Below are 16,234 nucleotides of genomic sequence, written 5' to 3' on the forward strand. Positions count from 1 at the left end.
CCTACTCATGACAACTTATTGACACCTAAAACAACCATGTAAATTAACAGAAACAGTCTGCATCTGTACTACACGCTATAAGCATATATTACAATTTGATGACACTATCAGAATGAGTTGCACATACCAAACGGATTCTTAGTGCAACGAGATCACACCGACATTTCTTATTTATAATTATCTTATTTGTTGTTTTGATGTATTTCAAAAAAACAAAAAGCACTGCGCTAGGCAGTGCTTTGGGAGGAAATTAACCGCTATCGCGCTGAGTGGCGACCTCGATTTTTGTGAATTTTATGCTTAGCTTTCGCACGGCGCTTCTCACTCGAACGTCCACGGCGTTGGTTTTCTGGCGGTTCGATCGTTGGATCCGGCTCGTAACCTTCCAGCCATTGTTGCGGTAATTTCTTATCCAGCAAATCTTCAATGGCACGCAGCGCCCATTCTTCATCAATACTCATCAATGAAATAGCATGCCCCGTCATACCCGCTCGACCCGTTCGGCCGATACGATGCACATAATCTTCCGCTTGGAATGGCATGTCGAAGTTAACCACGTATTCCAATTGTTCTATATCCAGACCACGCGCAGCAACATCTGTCGCCACCAGCACGCGTATTTTGCCTGATTTAAAATCATCTAAAGCACGCTGACGTGCCCCTTGGCTTTTATCGCCATTGATTGAGGCGGCTTTAATGCCGTCTTTGCCTAACTCTTTGGCCAGTGCATCGGAACCCTGCTTGGTTTTCGTGAACACCAATACCTGCTGCCAGTTACGCGAACCAATGAGGTAAGCAAGTAATTCGCTCTTACGGTGTTTATCCACCGGGTATACCATCTGCTCAACCGTGACCGCGGTCGAGTTTGCTGGCGTCACTTCAATCAGTTTAGGGTCAGTCAAAATATCGTAGGCAAGTTTTTTCACTTGCTTACCAAACGTGGCAGAGAAAAACAGCGTTTGGCGCTCGACTCTCATGCGACGCATGATGCGTTTGATATCGTCAATAAAGCCCATATCCAACATGCGGTCAGCTTCATCCAACACCAAGAATTCAACCTGACGCAGATCCACGGTACCCACGTGTGCGTGATCCAATAAACGTCCAGGGGTTGCCACTAAAATATCGGCACCCGCTTGGATCGCCTGAATTTGCATTTTCATGCTAGTACCACCGTAAGCCACGGCCGTTTTCACAGCGAGCCCTTGGCTGTACTGCGTCAAGCTTTCATACACTTGCTGGGCTAATTCACGCGTCGGCGTTAACACCAAAGCACGGATTTGTTTATTACTGCGTTCAACGACGGGACGCGCTAACAGGTGGTGGATCAATGGCAAACCAAACGCTGCGGTTTTACCGGTACCCGTTTGCGCACCCGCAAGGACATCATGACCGGCCAGAATCTCTGGAATGGCTTGAGACTGAACAGGGGTCGGCTCAGTAAAACCAATTTCGTTAATTATTTCAAGAAGTTGGCCATTTAAGCCCAAAGATTGGAAAGACATGGAAAGTTCCGGCGTAATATAAAGAGCCGGATTCTAACAAACTTACCCGTCAGGGAATACGAATGATGTGTTTTCGAGGGGAAAAACGTGCAGAAAAAGAAAAGCACAGCAGGGATAACCCCATGCTGTGCTTGCATCAATTTCTATTCACTATCAAGGCGTAACTCAGCAACGAGCGCCTTATTGTTTGATATTCAGGAAGGCTGCGCCACGGACACCGCCCGCATCACCGTGCTTCGCTTTGATGATGGTCGGTACGCGAGACACTGACAACAGGTGCTTCGGCAGACGCTTCGGCATTTCTGTGTAGATAAGCTCGAAGTTTGACAGACCACCGCCCAATACCACAACGTGTGGGTCAAGGCCGGTAAACAAGTTTGCAAAGCAAATTGCCAACAACTCCATGAAGCGATCAACGTGTTCAACCGCTTTCGCCTCGCCTTCTGCGTGACGTGTGATGATCTCAATCGCTTTTAGTTTCTCACCGTAGTAGTGCGCGTAAAGCTGCTCAAAACCACGGCCAGACAAGTAGTTATCGATACAACCTTTGTTCTTACAGCCGCAATCAAACAACGGGGCGTTTTCCCCCAAGTGGAACCAACCGTCGATAGGCATACGGGTATGACCTAACTCACCCGCCACGTGGTTTTTGCCCGAGAACACTTGGCCATCAAACACCAAGCCGCCACCGAAACCCGTACCCAAGATCAAACCCAGTACCGATTTTTCGCCTTGCAGCGCTTCATCCCACGCTTCAGACAGCGCAAAACAGTTGGCATCGTTATCAATCGAAACACTGCGACCTAAACGCTCTTCCAAATCTTTGCGTAAGTTACGTCCCATTGCAGCGGGGATATTAGACGTCAACAAGGTGCCATTTTCCGCGTCTTCAATACCCGGAATACCGATACCCACATGACCTTCACACGCAAACTCGTTGTCTGCTTTTTCAATGATTGAAGCCAGGGTATCAACCAGTTTGTTGTAATCGTCACCCGGTGTAGGTACGCGCTCCGTGGCCACTCGCTCTAATTTTTCATTAAACGCACCAAATTCAATTTTGGTTCCACCTACATCAAAGCCGTAGTACATCCTGCACTCTCCGATAAAAATCATAAAAAAACAAAACTGAAAAAATTATCCACAGTTCTACACCTACAGACTGTGACCAAACACCAAGTTAACGTTGTTTTACTATGAGATTTCTCGCGTTTGTTGAAAGAAACGTCATTTCTTTGCAAAAATGACGCCTTCTTTGTCATTAACTTACCAATGAAAAGCGCAATCGCGATCAATTAGGCATACGTAGCCATGTAGGATTGGAGCTGTGAAATGCTATTGTGATCCGGCAACAGGCGGTTCATTTTGCCGGTAATGTAGTTCTCACGGAACACATCAAACCAAAGATCCAGTACGTCGGCATTTTTCTGCTCGCCATACAGATCAATAATACGCGCAGCCACTTCCGCGGTACCCAGTTGGTTCTCTTTCGACGCTTCGCGCACTTTATAACGTGACGGCTTCTCAGGGCTAATAGATAACACCGGGAATTGATTCAGGTACGGGCTCTTACGGAACATTTTCTTCGCTTCCGCCCAGCTCCCGTCCAACATAATAAACAGTGGACGCTTGCCGTCTGCGATGGCCACCGTCGGAGCAACACGTTCCGGCTCTGCATATTCTGCAGGGAATACCACATACGGCTGCCATTGCGGATCGGCCAACAATGCCAACATGTCCGCATTCGGCTCCGTGCGTGACCAAATATAGGCATACGTGTCTTTAAACAGATCGGCGATCAGGCGTCCAGTGTTGCTAGGTTTAAGCACTTCATCATCGTACATCACCAGCAAGAAAGCCGCGTTGGAGTCAATCTCTGGTTTATTGGCACAAATACACAGGTGTGTACGTAACATGCAAAAACCACAACGCTCCACTTTCCCTCCGCGAGCAAGGAAAGGACGGGTAGAACGCGCAAGGCGCTCATCATATAAAGTATGGACAGCATGTATACGCATAACGATTCAACCAAATACAAAAAACGCCAGCATTGTACTGGCGTCATGGTGGGTTGCAATCATTATTGATAAACGTCGTACCCTCCTTCCCGTATTTGGCACGCGTTAAGGCGGGTATGGGGGCGGACGTTACTGACAGATTTCAATCAAGATTACGCCGGCATTAATGCGGCTTGCTGGCTGATGGCGGTATCAAATAAATTTTTGACCAAGCCGATATAATCCTCAAGAAAGATCACTTGCTCATTGGTCGGGCTGCGCGACCACGCCCCGGCCAGCACTTCACTCAGATCTGCCATTACCGCATCCGCTTCTTGCATCAACTTGAAGCGCAGATCAGGGTGCAAATCTGGATTTTGGGAAAACACGGCCATAATATTGGTCGCAATCATATCCATTACTACATCTTCCACTGTCTCGTCACAAACTTCAGCGGCCGGTTTTTCAAACAGTGACAGGTGTTCGGTAAAATACTCGATCAGTGCGTGATAACCTTCAGACTCTACAACCATGGTACAACTCAACTCTTTTTACTGATTAAACCTAACTTATGATTTTGGCAGCCATGGCAAACGACTCTTCGCCCTTTTGCACATCATCATAAGCCAATATAAACATGCATTCGCAATACGCCGATGTGTTACGCCATTGAGGACATGCCCGTCCCGCTATCCACACCCGCAATGTAGTGGACGGCACTTTGATTACGCCCACTTTTTTTCGATTTATACAACGCCGCATCGGCACATTCTAGCCAATGCTCATAGTTTTTTAGCTTGGGGGACCATTCACAGATCCCCAAGCTGATTGTGACCTTCACGTCCCGTACATCGACCGTCACAATATCTTCTGCGACACGTTGACGTAACCGTTCAGTAAAGCACAATGCCAACTCAGCAGTCGTTTGCGGCAGAATAATGCCAAATTCTTCCCCCCCATAACGGCCTGCCATATCACTTTGGCGTTTGGTACGGCGCAATATACTGGAAATATTTTTAATTACCGCATCACCGATCACATGCCCAAAGGTATCATTGACCAATTTAAAGTGGTCAATATCAAACATCACCAAACTGGCAGGCTGTTGGCTTTGATGACACTGCTCAAACGCATCCGATAAACAACTTTCCCAATGCCCTCGATTGTACAACTGCGTTAATCGATCCGTCATGCTCAAGTGTGTTAACTGCGCATTCGACTCACGCAGGTGATTCTTACTTTTCGCAATATCCGAGACATCCGTTAACATCAGGCAAATATGGGTAAACGCCCCCTTCCCTGACTTTAGCGGCGTTAATAATAAATTTTGATACATTGATGACGAACCGCCGGTGATAGGACTGAAATTACTGAACTGAAACACATGCGGTCGATCTTCCCAACAACTGAAAGAGCGCGTACCTAATTTAAACGTGGACTGAATTTTATTCTTCAACCATGTTTCAGGCAAATCAGTCACCACTGAGAACAAATTTTTTCCGATGATCTGATCATCACTGATCCCACTGTACGCCTGCATAAACGTATTCCATGACAACACCCGGTACGCCTTATCCAACATGACCACCCCAGCGTCGATATTGTCAATAATTTGCATAGTGAGATGGCTATCAGCAACGCCTCCTTGATCCATCAATGCAATGCCTCCATCATTTTTTTGATCACCAGAGTGGAATGTTGATCCAACATGAAGAGCACATGGCACTCAACATCCAGCAATTCAGACTGGTAGCGGTATTCTACGGTAAATAACTCATTTATTTCGCATTTTCTTTCATCCCATGCCATGTATTCTTCCATGCGTATGGGTTGACGAACAGAAAATGGGATCGCCAATTGCTCTGACAATGAAACCAAGAATGACGACACCATAAGGTTAGCAATATCGATCACGATTTCACTTTTATACTCATCAACTTGACTAAACCCCAAACGTTCACCGAACGCATAGATGTCTTTCCCGTATAAACACACCAACGCTTCACCGTGTATGCCTCCCCCCACAAACCGTTGCGCGATCGCCGTCGTTTGATGTGCCTGCCTAATATCACTAATGGCCATCGCCAATTCACCCGCACTGAGCATCGCCACATTGGGAAAAGGCATTTTAATAAACTCACCAAAATGATCTGAAATAATCGCGGCTCCTCGCCCTAGCGCTACATTTGCCACATCTTTAAACGTCGTGATGTATTCCTCACAGTCCGAAAAGGAGGACTGCGCCAACGTGGCACTGTAAACGCTCGGCATAGCGGCACGCTCTACAGATAACGGAAAGCCGCACTGTGTCAGCGTTTCAAGCAATTGCTGCTGGGTAAACGGCTTGGGCAAAAAACGAACCGTACTGTTCGTTAAGCGGGGGTCAACCGCCTGCTCATGTCCCTCCGTCGACAGCACGATGATCTGGGTAGAATACGCGTTAACAGCACGTTGCCTAAGCTCGTCAAAATCAGCCATCTCTAGCACGAGCAAGTCCAGTATGGCTAAGTCCAAAAACAACACATCAATTTCTGAGGTCGCTAAACGTTCAAGGATTTCTTGACCATTTTCAGAAAAATACAACATGACACCATCAAAGCAACCTAGCTGCTTTAACATGGCGCGATGCACAATTGGCGAGTCATCACAGATTAATATTGATACTTTTCTTAGCACGCACAATGCCTTTTCATGCATAATGATTAATCATAATGAATCTCATCTATATTGATATTAACTCGCACAGAAATTATTCAGGCAGTGAGCTAGGTCAGCTTTTATATTTGAACCAATAATGCCTTTTGCAAATAAAAACAGAGCTTCGTCTTGTTTATTTTTAAAAGGCATACACTGAATGCCCTATTTAATTTGTCAATAACACGCGCGACGACACCTGAATGCAAAGCAGTCAGAGATTGCACTTCAATGACGAGATACAGTAGGATCATGTGATAACTCAATAAAAGGAAGTCAAACTATGAAAGTGATCCGCCTTGTGCTTGGCAAGTTAATCTTATTACTCAATGCTGTTTTTTCCCCTAAATCCATCCAACGTGACAGCGAATCACAGCAAAAAGTCGAACAAGAATTGCAAGCTATTACGTTATATCAGTTTGAATCGTGCCCGTTCTGCGTCAAAGTACGCCGCACGGCGAAGCGTCTCAACCTGCCTCTACAGATCCGTGATGCAAAGCAAGCCGAACATGAAGAAGCACTGATTGCCGGAGGCGGTAAACGCAAAGTCCCTTGTTTACGTATCGAAGACGAGGCGGGCACCGTTAGCTGGATGTATGAGTCCAACGATATCATCGCCTACTTAGAACAACGCTTCGCCTGATAGCCACCGTCATCCACATGTCAGCGTAATGTCACCCTTGCTCAGTGCGTTACGCTTTCATTTTCTCCTTATTTGTACAAGCCAACTCCCTCTATCTGCGTATTCCTTTGCTAGACTTTATGCATAACTCCCTCCATGAGGATACCTTATGCGTTGCTGGCACGTGCTCCCTCTTGCTTACTTTGGATTCACCGCCCTTTTGCTGCCGCCAAGCGCGCTGGCTGAAAAGATCACGTACAGCACCTTAAAAAATGGTGATGTTATCACCGTCACCTTAGATCAATTGCTGCCGACAAAGGCGGTGCTCGATTACGATGCGGAATACGCCAAGCTGCAATATTATGCCAATGACCGTAAACACATCTTCGATACGTTATGCCGCGTTAATGGCGCGAAAGGAATTAAAAAGTGGGATGACGATGCCTCTCCGCTTGATCCCGAAAGTTACACCTGCAAAGCCGATGCTGGCACCGATGTGGATGCACTCAGTAACGTCATTATTGGCCCGGAAGAGGGCATTCTCTATCTTGTGGATCACCTTACGGTATTATCCAGCTTTTGGGATATGCCCAATGGGGGCACCAGCGTGCCAGTCATGGTGAAAATCAGCCATAACTTATTGGCCTCTGGCGACGACTTTTGGGCAGAGATGAATAACGACCACGAAGTATGGCTGAGAAACTACAAAGGGAAAAAAATAGCACCGGATGATTTACCGGAATACATTGGTTTGAAACAACTCAAACACGATAAATATTACTCGTTAGCTAACTATCTTGACGGCATCAGCTATGCGATGCCGAAACCTGATGGTAAAGATAACACACAGGCTGACATCCCGTTTCTTGCCTTACATTGGGCATTAACATTGCGCAAGAAAATGAAGATTTCGGACTATAACCTGAATGATCCTGATGAGTATGCGACGGCGATTACCGAGGCGGCAACCATCATGGTGGATACTCCCGACGATCAAAACATTGGCCTGTCAAAACGCACCGCAAAAGAGATGGGGAAATTTGATCAAGTAGACAGTGAGGCCCTTGAGAAACTACTCACAGACAAAGACTCCGCCTTTTCATTAGCGATGGCTTATCGACTCGCGAAAAAAGAAAAGTCCACGCCCAAATCACTCATGGTGAAAGACGACGATAAAAACAGTGACAAAAAATACGCTGATAACAAAAACGACGCAGAAAAAAACGGGGATAAAACCGAGTCACCCCAATCTAATGCCGATAAACAAACCGAAAATAAAAAAGCAGATAATGATCAGCCAAACGCGATCAATGAAACCACAGAAAAGCCCTAATGTGTTGCGCGTGATGTATGGATAAACATTAAGGCTCCCCTTACTTCAGGTGGTTAATTCGATCAGCATTCCCCTGTATATAGCAGCCTAGATGCAGGCTATAGTGCTGCTGTATGGCGCGATCAATTAGGACGGTGATATCGGTCGGATACGTCCGTAATGTGGTAAGCCTGTGCAGCGGTACCCATTCGAAGCCTTGAATATAGTGTTCATCATTGAGCCCCTGCAAATTATTCAAATGGGGATCCCCCTGATGAGCCACGATGTGGTAGAAAAACTCAGCATGATAACGCTGCGTGGTGGTTTCATGGAATTCCCGTACCGCCAACAGTTCCCCGACCGTCACCGTAAGCCCTACCTCTTCTAAGCACTCTCGGCGTAGACACTCTTTGGTGCTGATATCCCCCGCATCAACGCCTCCACCGGGTGGGATCCAATACTCGCCGCTGGCATCGTTTACCCTTAACAATAAAACCGCTTCATGTTCTATCAGGATCCCAGCCGCTCTAATACGATATTTCATACGCTTTATTTTTCCCCTCAAAACTGAATTTATCGACAAAGAATAGAGTAATGCAGAAACGCCATGAAATACCATGTAATAAAGCGTGATGTCTAACGGATAATGGCACGTCGATTTTCACTCCACCGTCTATCACCATTAATGTAATCGATTTCACCCTTCATATAAGGCGAATCCATTTTATGAGTGAGCATGCTGTAAATAGAGTAACAACACATCATGAAGGCGAAGTCTTACATATTCATAAGTCTTGGTTTACGTTTAAAAGCCTTATTCTCTTGGCCGTTTATTTTTTGTTAATTCAACTGACTGGCATGGTGATTCAACACAGCGTACTGAGTAAAGAATACATCACTTTTTTCAGCATACACTATTTTTTCTTTTCCTGGTTTATATTGAGCTACTTATTTTTTGCGACTTGCATTAATCACACTATCTTAGTGATCAATGATAATATGCTTATAAAATATAATGCCCCACTCCCTTGGAAAACAAAACAAATCATTTATCTCAATCATATTGAAAATATCTATCCTACGCCCCATAAGCTTCACTCCACCAGCAAGGGGGAAAAGGTCAAACATTACTCACTGACCATGCTGACGACAGAAGGGAAGACGATTTCGCTATTTAACGGGGTCGAATCAAAAGCAGATATCGACATGATCGTCAGCCATATCAAACAAAAACACGCTGCGATTCCATCATCTAAACACCCCTCTCTCCCTTCTCACCAGCCACCTTTTTTCCAATAAAAAAGCCAGCATCATGCTGGCTTATGGTATGGTTCTATCGAAGGTCTATGACAACTATGCACCACATTATCGCTGCCGACTGTCCTCTATTTGCGAAAATGACGGGCAATAAAGGTATCCAGTTTGTTGGCAAAGTTCTGGCGATCAGCCTGATTTAACGGTGCTGGGCCGCCGGTTTGAATACCTGAACTGCGCATGGTTTCCATGAAATCACGCATCTGCAAACGCTGCTTAATGTTCTCTTTCGTGTACATTTCACCGCGTGGGTTTAAGGCATGCGCCCCTTTCGTGATCAACTCATCCGCCAGTGGAATATCTGCGGTGATCACCAAATCGCCAGGCTCGGATTGCTGTACGATATAGTTATCCGCCACATCAAAGCCGGATTCTACCTGAATAGAGCGAATGAACTTCGATGGCGGCGTACGAATATATTGGTTCGCCACCAGCGTCACCTCGATACCCACACGATCAGCAACGCGGAATAAAATGTCCTTAACGACATTTGGGCACGCATCGGCATCAACCCAAATTTTCATGCTTCCTCTCTTATTATCCCACTCATCACACGCCATCTTCGGCATGAAGCGTACAAGGATAAAAACGTGTCCTAGAAAAAAGCCGCCTTAACGGCGGCTTTCATAATAATCAGCTAAAGCTAAAAGGCAATTAACCTTCTAGGCCTTTCTTCGCCAAGTATTCTTCGTAAGTGCCGTGGAAGTCTTCCACGCCATCTTTCGTGATTTCAATGATACGTGTTGCAATAGACGATACGAACTGACGGTCGTGAGAAACGAACATCAATGTCCCTTTGTAGTTCTCTAGTGCAAGGTTCAATGATTCGATAGATTCCATATCCATGTGGTTGGTTGGTTCATCCATCAACAAGATGTTTGGACGTTGCATGATCAACTTACCAAACAACATGCGACCTTGCTCACCACCAGACAGTACTTGTACTGACTTTTTGATGTCGTGCTGAGAGAACAGCATACGGCCAAGGATACCACGAACAACTTGCTCGTCATCACCTTCACGTTTCCACTGGCTCATCCAATCAACAAGGTTCATGTCAATGTCGAAATCAGCACTGTGATCCTGCGCGTAGAAGCCGATGTTGTGGTTTTCTGACCACTTGATCATACCTTCCATCGGTGCCATCTGACCCGCTAATGTGTTCAGTAGGGTTGATTTACCGATACCGTTCGCACCGATGATCGCAATGCGCTCACCTACTTCAACCAATAGCTTCACGCCATTGATAAGAATGTTGTCACCGTAGCCTTGCTTCAGGCCTTCCACTTCCAACGCGTTACGGAACAGTTCTTTTTCCTGCTCAAAACGGATGAATGGGTTTTGACGGCTTGATGCTTTTACTTCATCTAGCTGGATCTTATCAAGCTGCTTCTGACGAGATGTCGCCTGCTTCGCTTTTGATGCGTTCGCAGAGAAACGGCTTACGAACGTTTGCAGTTCAGCCATCTGTGCTTTCTTCTTCGCGTTATCCGCAAGTAGACGCTCACGAGACGCTTCAGCAGCGGTCATGTATTCATCGTAGTTGCCAGGGAATAGGCGAAGTGCGCCGTAATCCAAGTCAGCCATGTGTGTACATACGCTGTTTAGGAAGTGACGGTCGTGCGAGATGATGATCATGGTGCAGTTACGTTCAAGAAGGACACGCTCAAGCCATGCAATGGTGTGAATGTCCAAGTTGTTCGTTGGTTCGTCAAGTAGCATGATTTCTGGATTAGCAAACAGAACCTGCGCCAATAGAACACGTACTTTCAGACCCGGTGCAACGGCACTCATTAGGCCAAAGTGTAGATCTTCAGGAAGACCAAGACCAAGCAGCAATTCACCCGCACGAGCTTCTGCTGAGTAGCCGTCCATTTCTGCGAATTCTACTTCAAGATCAGCAACGCGCATGCCGTCTTCTTCAGACATATCCGGCATCGAGTAAATGCGGTCACGCTCTTCTTTGATTTTCCACAGTTCTTTGTGACCCATAATAACGGTGTCAACAACGGTGTACTGTTCAAAAGCAAACTGGTCCTGACCCAGTTTAGCCATACGCTCGTTAGGATCTTTTGAAACAGTACCAGAGGACTGCTCTAGCTCACCGCCAAGGATTTTCATGAATGTTGACTTACCACAACCATTCGCCCCGATCAGGCCGTAACGGTTACCTTCGCCAAACTTAACTGAAATGTTCTCAAACAGAGGCTTCGCGCCGAACTGCATTGTGATATTAGCTGTTGAAATCAATGTACTGTTCCAATAATGATGACTATCAAGCAATAAAAAAGCCGCCTTGAAGGACGACTTTCTCACTAAGTTGACAGGAGTATAACAGGTTTTGTGATGATCATCACCCCTTAGCCCATTGTTGCCCCATTTTGAACGCTTTTTTGATTATTTAGGCTAAGGCATTTATGCAAATTGCCTCACTGACGTGGACATTTACCGATAAAGTACCTGCAATCTGGCAGTTACACTCACTGCTTGACCAATCTTAATCCGCTAATGTTGGGCGGTATGGCTCTTCACGAACACCATGAGATAACACCAATTTAATAATGAAAATCGGGGCTAGCCATGCCAAACCGACTGGCGATGGCACTAACGTTGATAGGATGATTGATAACATCACCACCAGCAATGCCACAGGGCGATGTAAATACATCGGCAACCAATGAAGCACAATAATCGCAGCCATCATTAAGCCATACCAGAAGAACGCATAAGACCACGCGATATCAAAACACAGTGGCACCGCAAACAACTGAAAATGCACAGCGGGAAACAAAAACTTGCTGCCGACCAATTTCCCCAGCCAAGACACCTCCAATGATTGTTCAGTATGCAAGTACCGCTTCATTGAGCCTAATGAATTCGTCAACACCCCGCCGATCATGTCTAACGTCAGCAACGCCGCGACAATGATTTGCACCCAGCTCCAGCCTAAATATTGCCAGGAGAAAAAGTACAAAATGACAGGAGCAATCAGCGCCGCATAGTTTGCGATTACCGATTCTGCTTTGGTGGCACCAAATCCGGTCGTGAAATTGAACTTGCCCTCACAATCCCAGCTGATATGGGCATTGTTGATCGTGGTTTTACGCTTTGACATCGTCACACCTCTACGTGCTGACTGGGTTAAATGGGTAAGTGATATTTAAAAAGACCACCTGGTCTATAAAAAGCTTAATCGATCAAAACTTACCCTGTCAATTTTTTAGTCCAAATGGTCTATAATAAAATTTCATTAGACTGACTACATGAAAATCAATATAGTCCACATGGACTACAAAGGAGATTTCCATGCCCAAAATTGTTGATCACAGCGCATACCGTCAAGCGTTGGCGCTAAGGGCCGTCGATATTTTTACTGAACACGGCTTCAATGGCTTAGGTATGCGTGGTATCGCAGACGCACTTGGCATCTCAAAAAGCGCTCTCTACCACTACTTTTCAAGTAAAGAAGAGCTGTTTAAAGCCAGTACAGTAATGTTTTTGGCACCCAGCACACTATATGGTTTAGCGGAGGGTGAAGCGGTACCGCAAGAAAAGAAACACATGCTCACGCTGTTGATCGCTGCATTAGATACACGATTTCGCGGTGAGCTCACCTTGATGCTTGAATACACCAAGCACAAGAATGATCAGCAAGTGGGTGACGACAATCTGTTAGTCATGGCCAACCAACAATTCAAGCATGAGTTGAGCAAAGTTGTCGGGCAACAGCACGCAGAACAGGCATTGGCACTGCTGTTTGGCGGACTCACCATGCGTTTTTTAGATGGCAAGCAAACTGATATTACCCTGATAGCGGATTGGATTTTGGCGCTTACGCCTGATGAAAAAGCATAAATACGCGAAAGAAGATGGCATACACAGTAGATTTGTGTTTAATCGCAGCCCCGAGTCCCTCTTGGGGTCATGTCATCGCGCCTAACCATCTGAATGTGAGGAACACCCGTACTCGTTGCTATGAAAACATCCCCTGACAGCTCAAAACCCAACTTTTGATACATGGATACGGCATGCAGTCTGGCATTTAAATATATTTCTTCAGCATTCATCTCAAGAGCAATATGGATCAGCTCCGTGAGCACACGCGTACCTAAACCTTGCCCTTGTCGCTTTGGACAAACGACCATCTGAGATATTTTAAATCGTCGAGGACTTTCTTCACTGAGTCGACCATACGCACATAATGCACCATTTTGTATCCCGGCAATATGAACGCTGTCTTTTTCTAGCGCATCAAACAAAATATCTCGTGGCAGGCCTGGCTCACGGAAAAATAATTCATACCGTAAATCGAGAGCCTCTTTGTAAAGAGCGTCCGTATTTGCCAACTCGATGAGTTCCATTCAGTCCCCTATCAAAAAACATCAATCAATAATCGACAATCGTCAGTCACAACACAGTCAAAGAACAACGTCATACGCTAATATTGCTCACGGCTCCACAGGAATATCCAGCAAAAAATCCGTCGCACCAATATCACGCCCGGCTTGATGAAGCAATGTAGACACTTGCCCGCGATGATGTGTCTGATGATTAAAAAGATGACTGACAAGCTCACCAAAATTTCGCTTACTCACGATACCTTTCGTATTACTGTATTCAAGTACCTCAGCGAAATCAGACGCTATCGCTTCACTTTCAAGCCACTGAATAATCGTCCTATCCACCAACATCCTTGCTTCAAACAAATCCGCGATGGATGCATACAACATATCATCAAGCGCCTGAGGACGCTTAATCGATGACAATGCCACTAATGATGTATAGCGTTCTGAATATATCGAGAACCTCGCCAGCCATATCAGATCACCCACCAATATATGGTTCAACGTCCCCATGACAGAGGAGAAATACGCCCCTCTATCACTATGTAACTGGTCATCACTCAGTGTACGGGCTTGCTCAAACACCTGTTTGTTCATTCGCGCATTATAATGCGCCATTAATAAAAAATGATTCTGGCCATCCATATGCCGTCCTTATTGGCCGCCGCCAAACTCAACGACGAGTTTGACACCCTGTTAAGGTACCGAAGTGATCGTCTTGATTTAACTAAACACCCGCTAAGAAAAAGTTAGCGATAATGCTCCCCAGCAGTAATACCACAACCGTTATGACAGGAATTTTTAACGGAAAAAGATAAGATGGCTTACCGTTCTTTTCAATGCTCCATGCCCACCCTGACATAAGACGCGCACTTCTTTTGCTCATCCAAACACCGAATAACATCAACAACACAGAACCCAGCACACCCGCAAAAGCCATACCAGCCGCTTCATGTGATCCCTGCCTCGCCAAGAGTAAATAGTGCGAGAATGGCGTAATGCCATTTGCCAGTGCTGTAAATGCGATAAGTACGCCCCATAAGAAACCCAACAGCCCTATCACCGCATACACTACGCGCCCTACACCCGTTTTTGCTCCATTGGGTGGCGTTATCACATTCATTATCTGCTCTCCGTCCCTAGTCTGGCTCAATCATTCATTCGGGCTTACTTGCCGTTTTTCAGTATCCATAATGACGATTGTGCAGACAAGGCATTGAGCGAGTGACAATATATCGCCCGTAGGTTCTTGCGAGAGAGTCAACGCTTCCACTGCGACACAGGGATCCTGTTGCAGTGCTGAATTCGCAAAATTTGGCTTCCAGGATTAGCTTTCTAAATTACGGCCCGTTTTATTCGCCCGCCTTTGTCAGCGTAACAGGACGAGTCCCATCACAAGCCCCTTTTTCAACGTTTTGCAGCGGGCTCACCCCTTGCTGCGACCAGCGATGATCTTCACGACTGAGTTGACGATACTGTTTCGGCGTGACACCAAGATAAACCTGAAAAGTGTCGTAAAAACGACTTGAAGAGTTAAACCCCACCGTGAGAGAGATATCGAGAATGGTTTTTTCGGTATCACTGAGTAAGGCTCGCGCGTGATTGATCCGCATCGCGGTGGTGTATTGTTTGATGGTCATCTGCATAACCCGTTGAAATATCCCCATCGCGTAGTTCATGTGTAACCCCACATGATTAGCCACTTCCTTCGCCGTTAAGGCCGAATCATGATGACTGGCGATGTATTCCAGCATTTGGCTGACATAGAATTGCGCATGTTTAGACACGCCGTTGAGCGTTTTGGCTTCCCCTCGCCCACTCATTAACGGTGCCCAACCGTCTAAACAGACACGCTTTAGCATGAGGCAAATTTCATCGGTCGCCAGTTGCTTGCGGCTCTCTTTATCGTGCCGCATCTCTTGTTCCCATCTTGCCAACTCAAACTCGCTGACTAACGCATTACCTGCCGATTGCAGCACTGCACCGTGGGTGATTTGGTTGACCAACTCTTTGCTTAACGGCCAGGAAAGAAACAAATGGATCGGGATATTGATGATCCCCATGTTATGACTGTTGCCCGGATCGGTCAGTCGATGCGGTACCGATGCCCAAAAGATACCGATATGACCGGCTTTTACCACCACCGCCTCTCCGTTGATCATGTATTCAACATCATCACCAAACGGAATATTCACTTCTATCTGACCGTGCCAGTGATATCCCGGCATGCTATGCGGCGCGCGTAATATCGCATCCACTTGTTCATAGGTGGAATACAGCGATAACGGGCTGACTGACACGTTGGCATCACTGTATTGTTCCTGCTTGGCAAGGGTCGTCGCGGAAGCATCCGGGGTACGCATGAGTCATCCTTAGAAAACGGTACAAAATCTTCTTCTACCAAGTAATGGTCTAAATAACTATGAAACCCCTCATAATTTGCATTT

The 16,234-nt window shown here is 46.1% G+C and carries 18 protein-coding genes; 4 read left to right on the forward strand and 14 right to left on the reverse strand.

Translation table 11 applies throughout. The features are described from left to right. Window positions 1-257 precede the first annotated feature (257 nt). From ACSF8W_RS11240 to ACSF8W_RS11265, 6 genes are all read right to left on the reverse strand, one after another. Window positions 258-1,505 carry a DEAD/DEAH box helicase gene (locus ACSF8W_RS11240; RefSeq protein ID WP_500847425.1) on the reverse strand — a complete coding sequence of 416 codons (1,248 nt, stop codon included), beginning with the start codon at window positions 1,503-1,505 and terminating at the stop codon, window positions 258-260. A 180-nt stretch (window positions 1,506-1,685) separates the two neighbouring features. Continuing rightward, entirely contained in the window at window positions 1,686-2,597 is a 912-nt protein-coding gene (nagK, locus tag ACSF8W_RS11245) for an N-acetylglucosamine kinase (protein ID WP_500847426.1), read from the reverse strand. 203 nt (window positions 2,598-2,800) lie between these two features. Further along, entirely contained in the window at window positions 2,801-3,523 is a 723-nt protein-coding gene (locus tag ACSF8W_RS11250; protein WP_500847427.1) for a tRNA-uridine aminocarboxypropyltransferase, read from the reverse strand. Between the two features lie 152 nt (window positions 3,524-3,675). Continuing rightward, window positions 3,676-4,035, reverse strand: coding sequence for a DUF3802 family protein (locus ACSF8W_RS11255; RefSeq protein WP_500847428.1), 360 nt, complete (start codon window positions 4,033-4,035; stop codon window positions 3,676-3,678). A gap of 128 nt (window positions 4,036-4,163) precedes the next feature. Further along, on the reverse strand, window positions 4,164-5,156 hold the full coding sequence (locus ACSF8W_RS11260; protein ID WP_500847429.1) for a sensor domain-containing diguanylate cyclase: 993 nt from the start codon (window positions 5,154-5,156) through the stop codon (window positions 4,164-4,166). Next, a complete protein-coding gene (locus tag ACSF8W_RS11265; RefSeq protein ID WP_500847430.1) occupies window positions 5,156-6,199 on the reverse strand; it encodes a response regulator in 1,044 nt (347 codons plus the stop codon). The genes ACSF8W_RS11260 and ACSF8W_RS11265 overlap by 1 nt, the downstream gene beginning before the upstream one ends. 280 nt (window positions 6,200-6,479) lie before the next feature. Here ACSF8W_RS11265 and ACSF8W_RS11270 point away from each other — a divergent pair, with 280 nt between their 5' ends. After that, window positions 6,480-6,839, forward strand: a complete 360-nt coding sequence (locus ACSF8W_RS11270; protein ID WP_500847431.1) for a glutathione S-transferase N-terminal domain-containing protein — start codon at window positions 6,480-6,482, stop codon at window positions 6,837-6,839. Window positions 6,840-6,987: 148 nt separating this feature from the next. Continuing rightward, complete coding sequence (locus tag ACSF8W_RS11275) at window positions 6,988-8,151, forward strand: ParB/Srx family N-terminal domain-containing protein (protein ID WP_500847432.1); 1,164 nt, start codon at window positions 6,988-6,990, stop codon at window positions 8,149-8,151. A gap of 40 nt (window positions 8,152-8,191) precedes the next feature. Here ACSF8W_RS11275 and ACSF8W_RS11280 read toward each other — a convergent pair whose 3' ends face one another. Beyond that, window positions 8,192-8,674: an NUDIX domain-containing protein gene (locus tag ACSF8W_RS11280; RefSeq protein WP_500847433.1), complete on the reverse strand. Its 483-nt coding sequence runs from the start codon at window positions 8,672-8,674 to the stop codon at window positions 8,192-8,194. A gap of 182 nt (window positions 8,675-8,856) precedes the next feature. Here ACSF8W_RS11280 and ACSF8W_RS11285 point away from each other — a divergent pair, with 182 nt between their 5' ends. Next, window positions 8,857-9,429 (forward strand): hypothetical protein, encoded by a 573-nt coding sequence (locus ACSF8W_RS11285; protein WP_500847434.1) that lies wholly within the window; start codon window positions 8,857-8,859, stop codon window positions 9,427-9,429. Window positions 9,430-9,515: 86 nt separating this feature from the next. Here ACSF8W_RS11285 and ACSF8W_RS11290 read toward each other — a convergent pair whose 3' ends face one another. From ACSF8W_RS11290 to ACSF8W_RS11300, 3 genes are all read right to left on the reverse strand, one after another. Next, entirely contained in the window at window positions 9,516-9,968 is a 453-nt protein-coding gene (locus tag ACSF8W_RS11290; RefSeq protein WP_500847435.1) for a YaiI/YqxD family protein, read from the reverse strand. A gap of 130 nt (window positions 9,969-10,098) precedes the next feature. Continuing rightward, entirely contained in the window at window positions 10,099-11,694 is a 1,596-nt protein-coding gene (locus tag ACSF8W_RS11295; protein ID WP_500847436.1) for an ABC-F family ATPase, read from the reverse strand. Between the two features lie 247 nt (window positions 11,695-11,941). Then, window positions 11,942-12,559 (reverse strand): hypothetical protein, encoded by a 618-nt coding sequence (locus ACSF8W_RS11300; protein WP_428478045.1) that lies wholly within the window; start codon window positions 12,557-12,559, stop codon window positions 11,942-11,944. Window positions 12,560-12,750: 191 nt separating this feature from the next. On the opposite strand from ACSF8W_RS11300, the gene ACSF8W_RS11305 reads away from it, so the two are divergent. Beyond that, window positions 12,751-13,299 (forward strand): TetR family transcriptional regulator, encoded by a 549-nt coding sequence (locus tag ACSF8W_RS11305; RefSeq protein WP_428478046.1) that lies wholly within the window; start codon window positions 12,751-12,753, stop codon window positions 13,297-13,299. 38 nt (window positions 13,300-13,337) lie between these two features. Here ACSF8W_RS11305 and ACSF8W_RS11310 read toward each other — a convergent pair whose 3' ends face one another. The 4 genes from ACSF8W_RS11310 to melR all read right to left on the reverse strand — a co-directional run bounded on the left by ACSF8W_RS11310 (window position 13,338) and on the right by melR (window position 16,150). Continuing rightward, on the reverse strand, window positions 13,338-13,805 hold the full coding sequence (locus ACSF8W_RS11310) for a GNAT family N-acetyltransferase (RefSeq protein ID WP_428478047.1): 468 nt from the start codon (window positions 13,803-13,805) through the stop codon (window positions 13,338-13,340). An 87-nt stretch (window positions 13,806-13,892) separates the two neighbouring features. Then, on the reverse strand, window positions 13,893-14,432 hold the full coding sequence (locus tag ACSF8W_RS11315) for a DinB family protein (protein ID WP_500847437.1): 540 nt from the start codon (window positions 14,430-14,432) through the stop codon (window positions 13,893-13,895). 82 nt (window positions 14,433-14,514) lie between these two features. Beyond that, window positions 14,515-14,910, reverse strand: a complete 396-nt coding sequence (locus ACSF8W_RS11320) for a hypothetical protein (protein WP_428478049.1) — start codon at window positions 14,908-14,910, stop codon at window positions 14,515-14,517. A gap of 229 nt (window positions 14,911-15,139) precedes the next feature. After that, window positions 15,140-16,150, reverse strand: a complete 1,011-nt coding sequence (melR, locus tag ACSF8W_RS11325; RefSeq protein WP_500847438.1) for a transcriptional regulator MelR — start codon at window positions 16,148-16,150, stop codon at window positions 15,140-15,142. Window positions 16,151-16,234 lie beyond the last annotated feature (84 nt).

The organism is Photobacterium sp. 270122K, assembly GCF_059941365.1.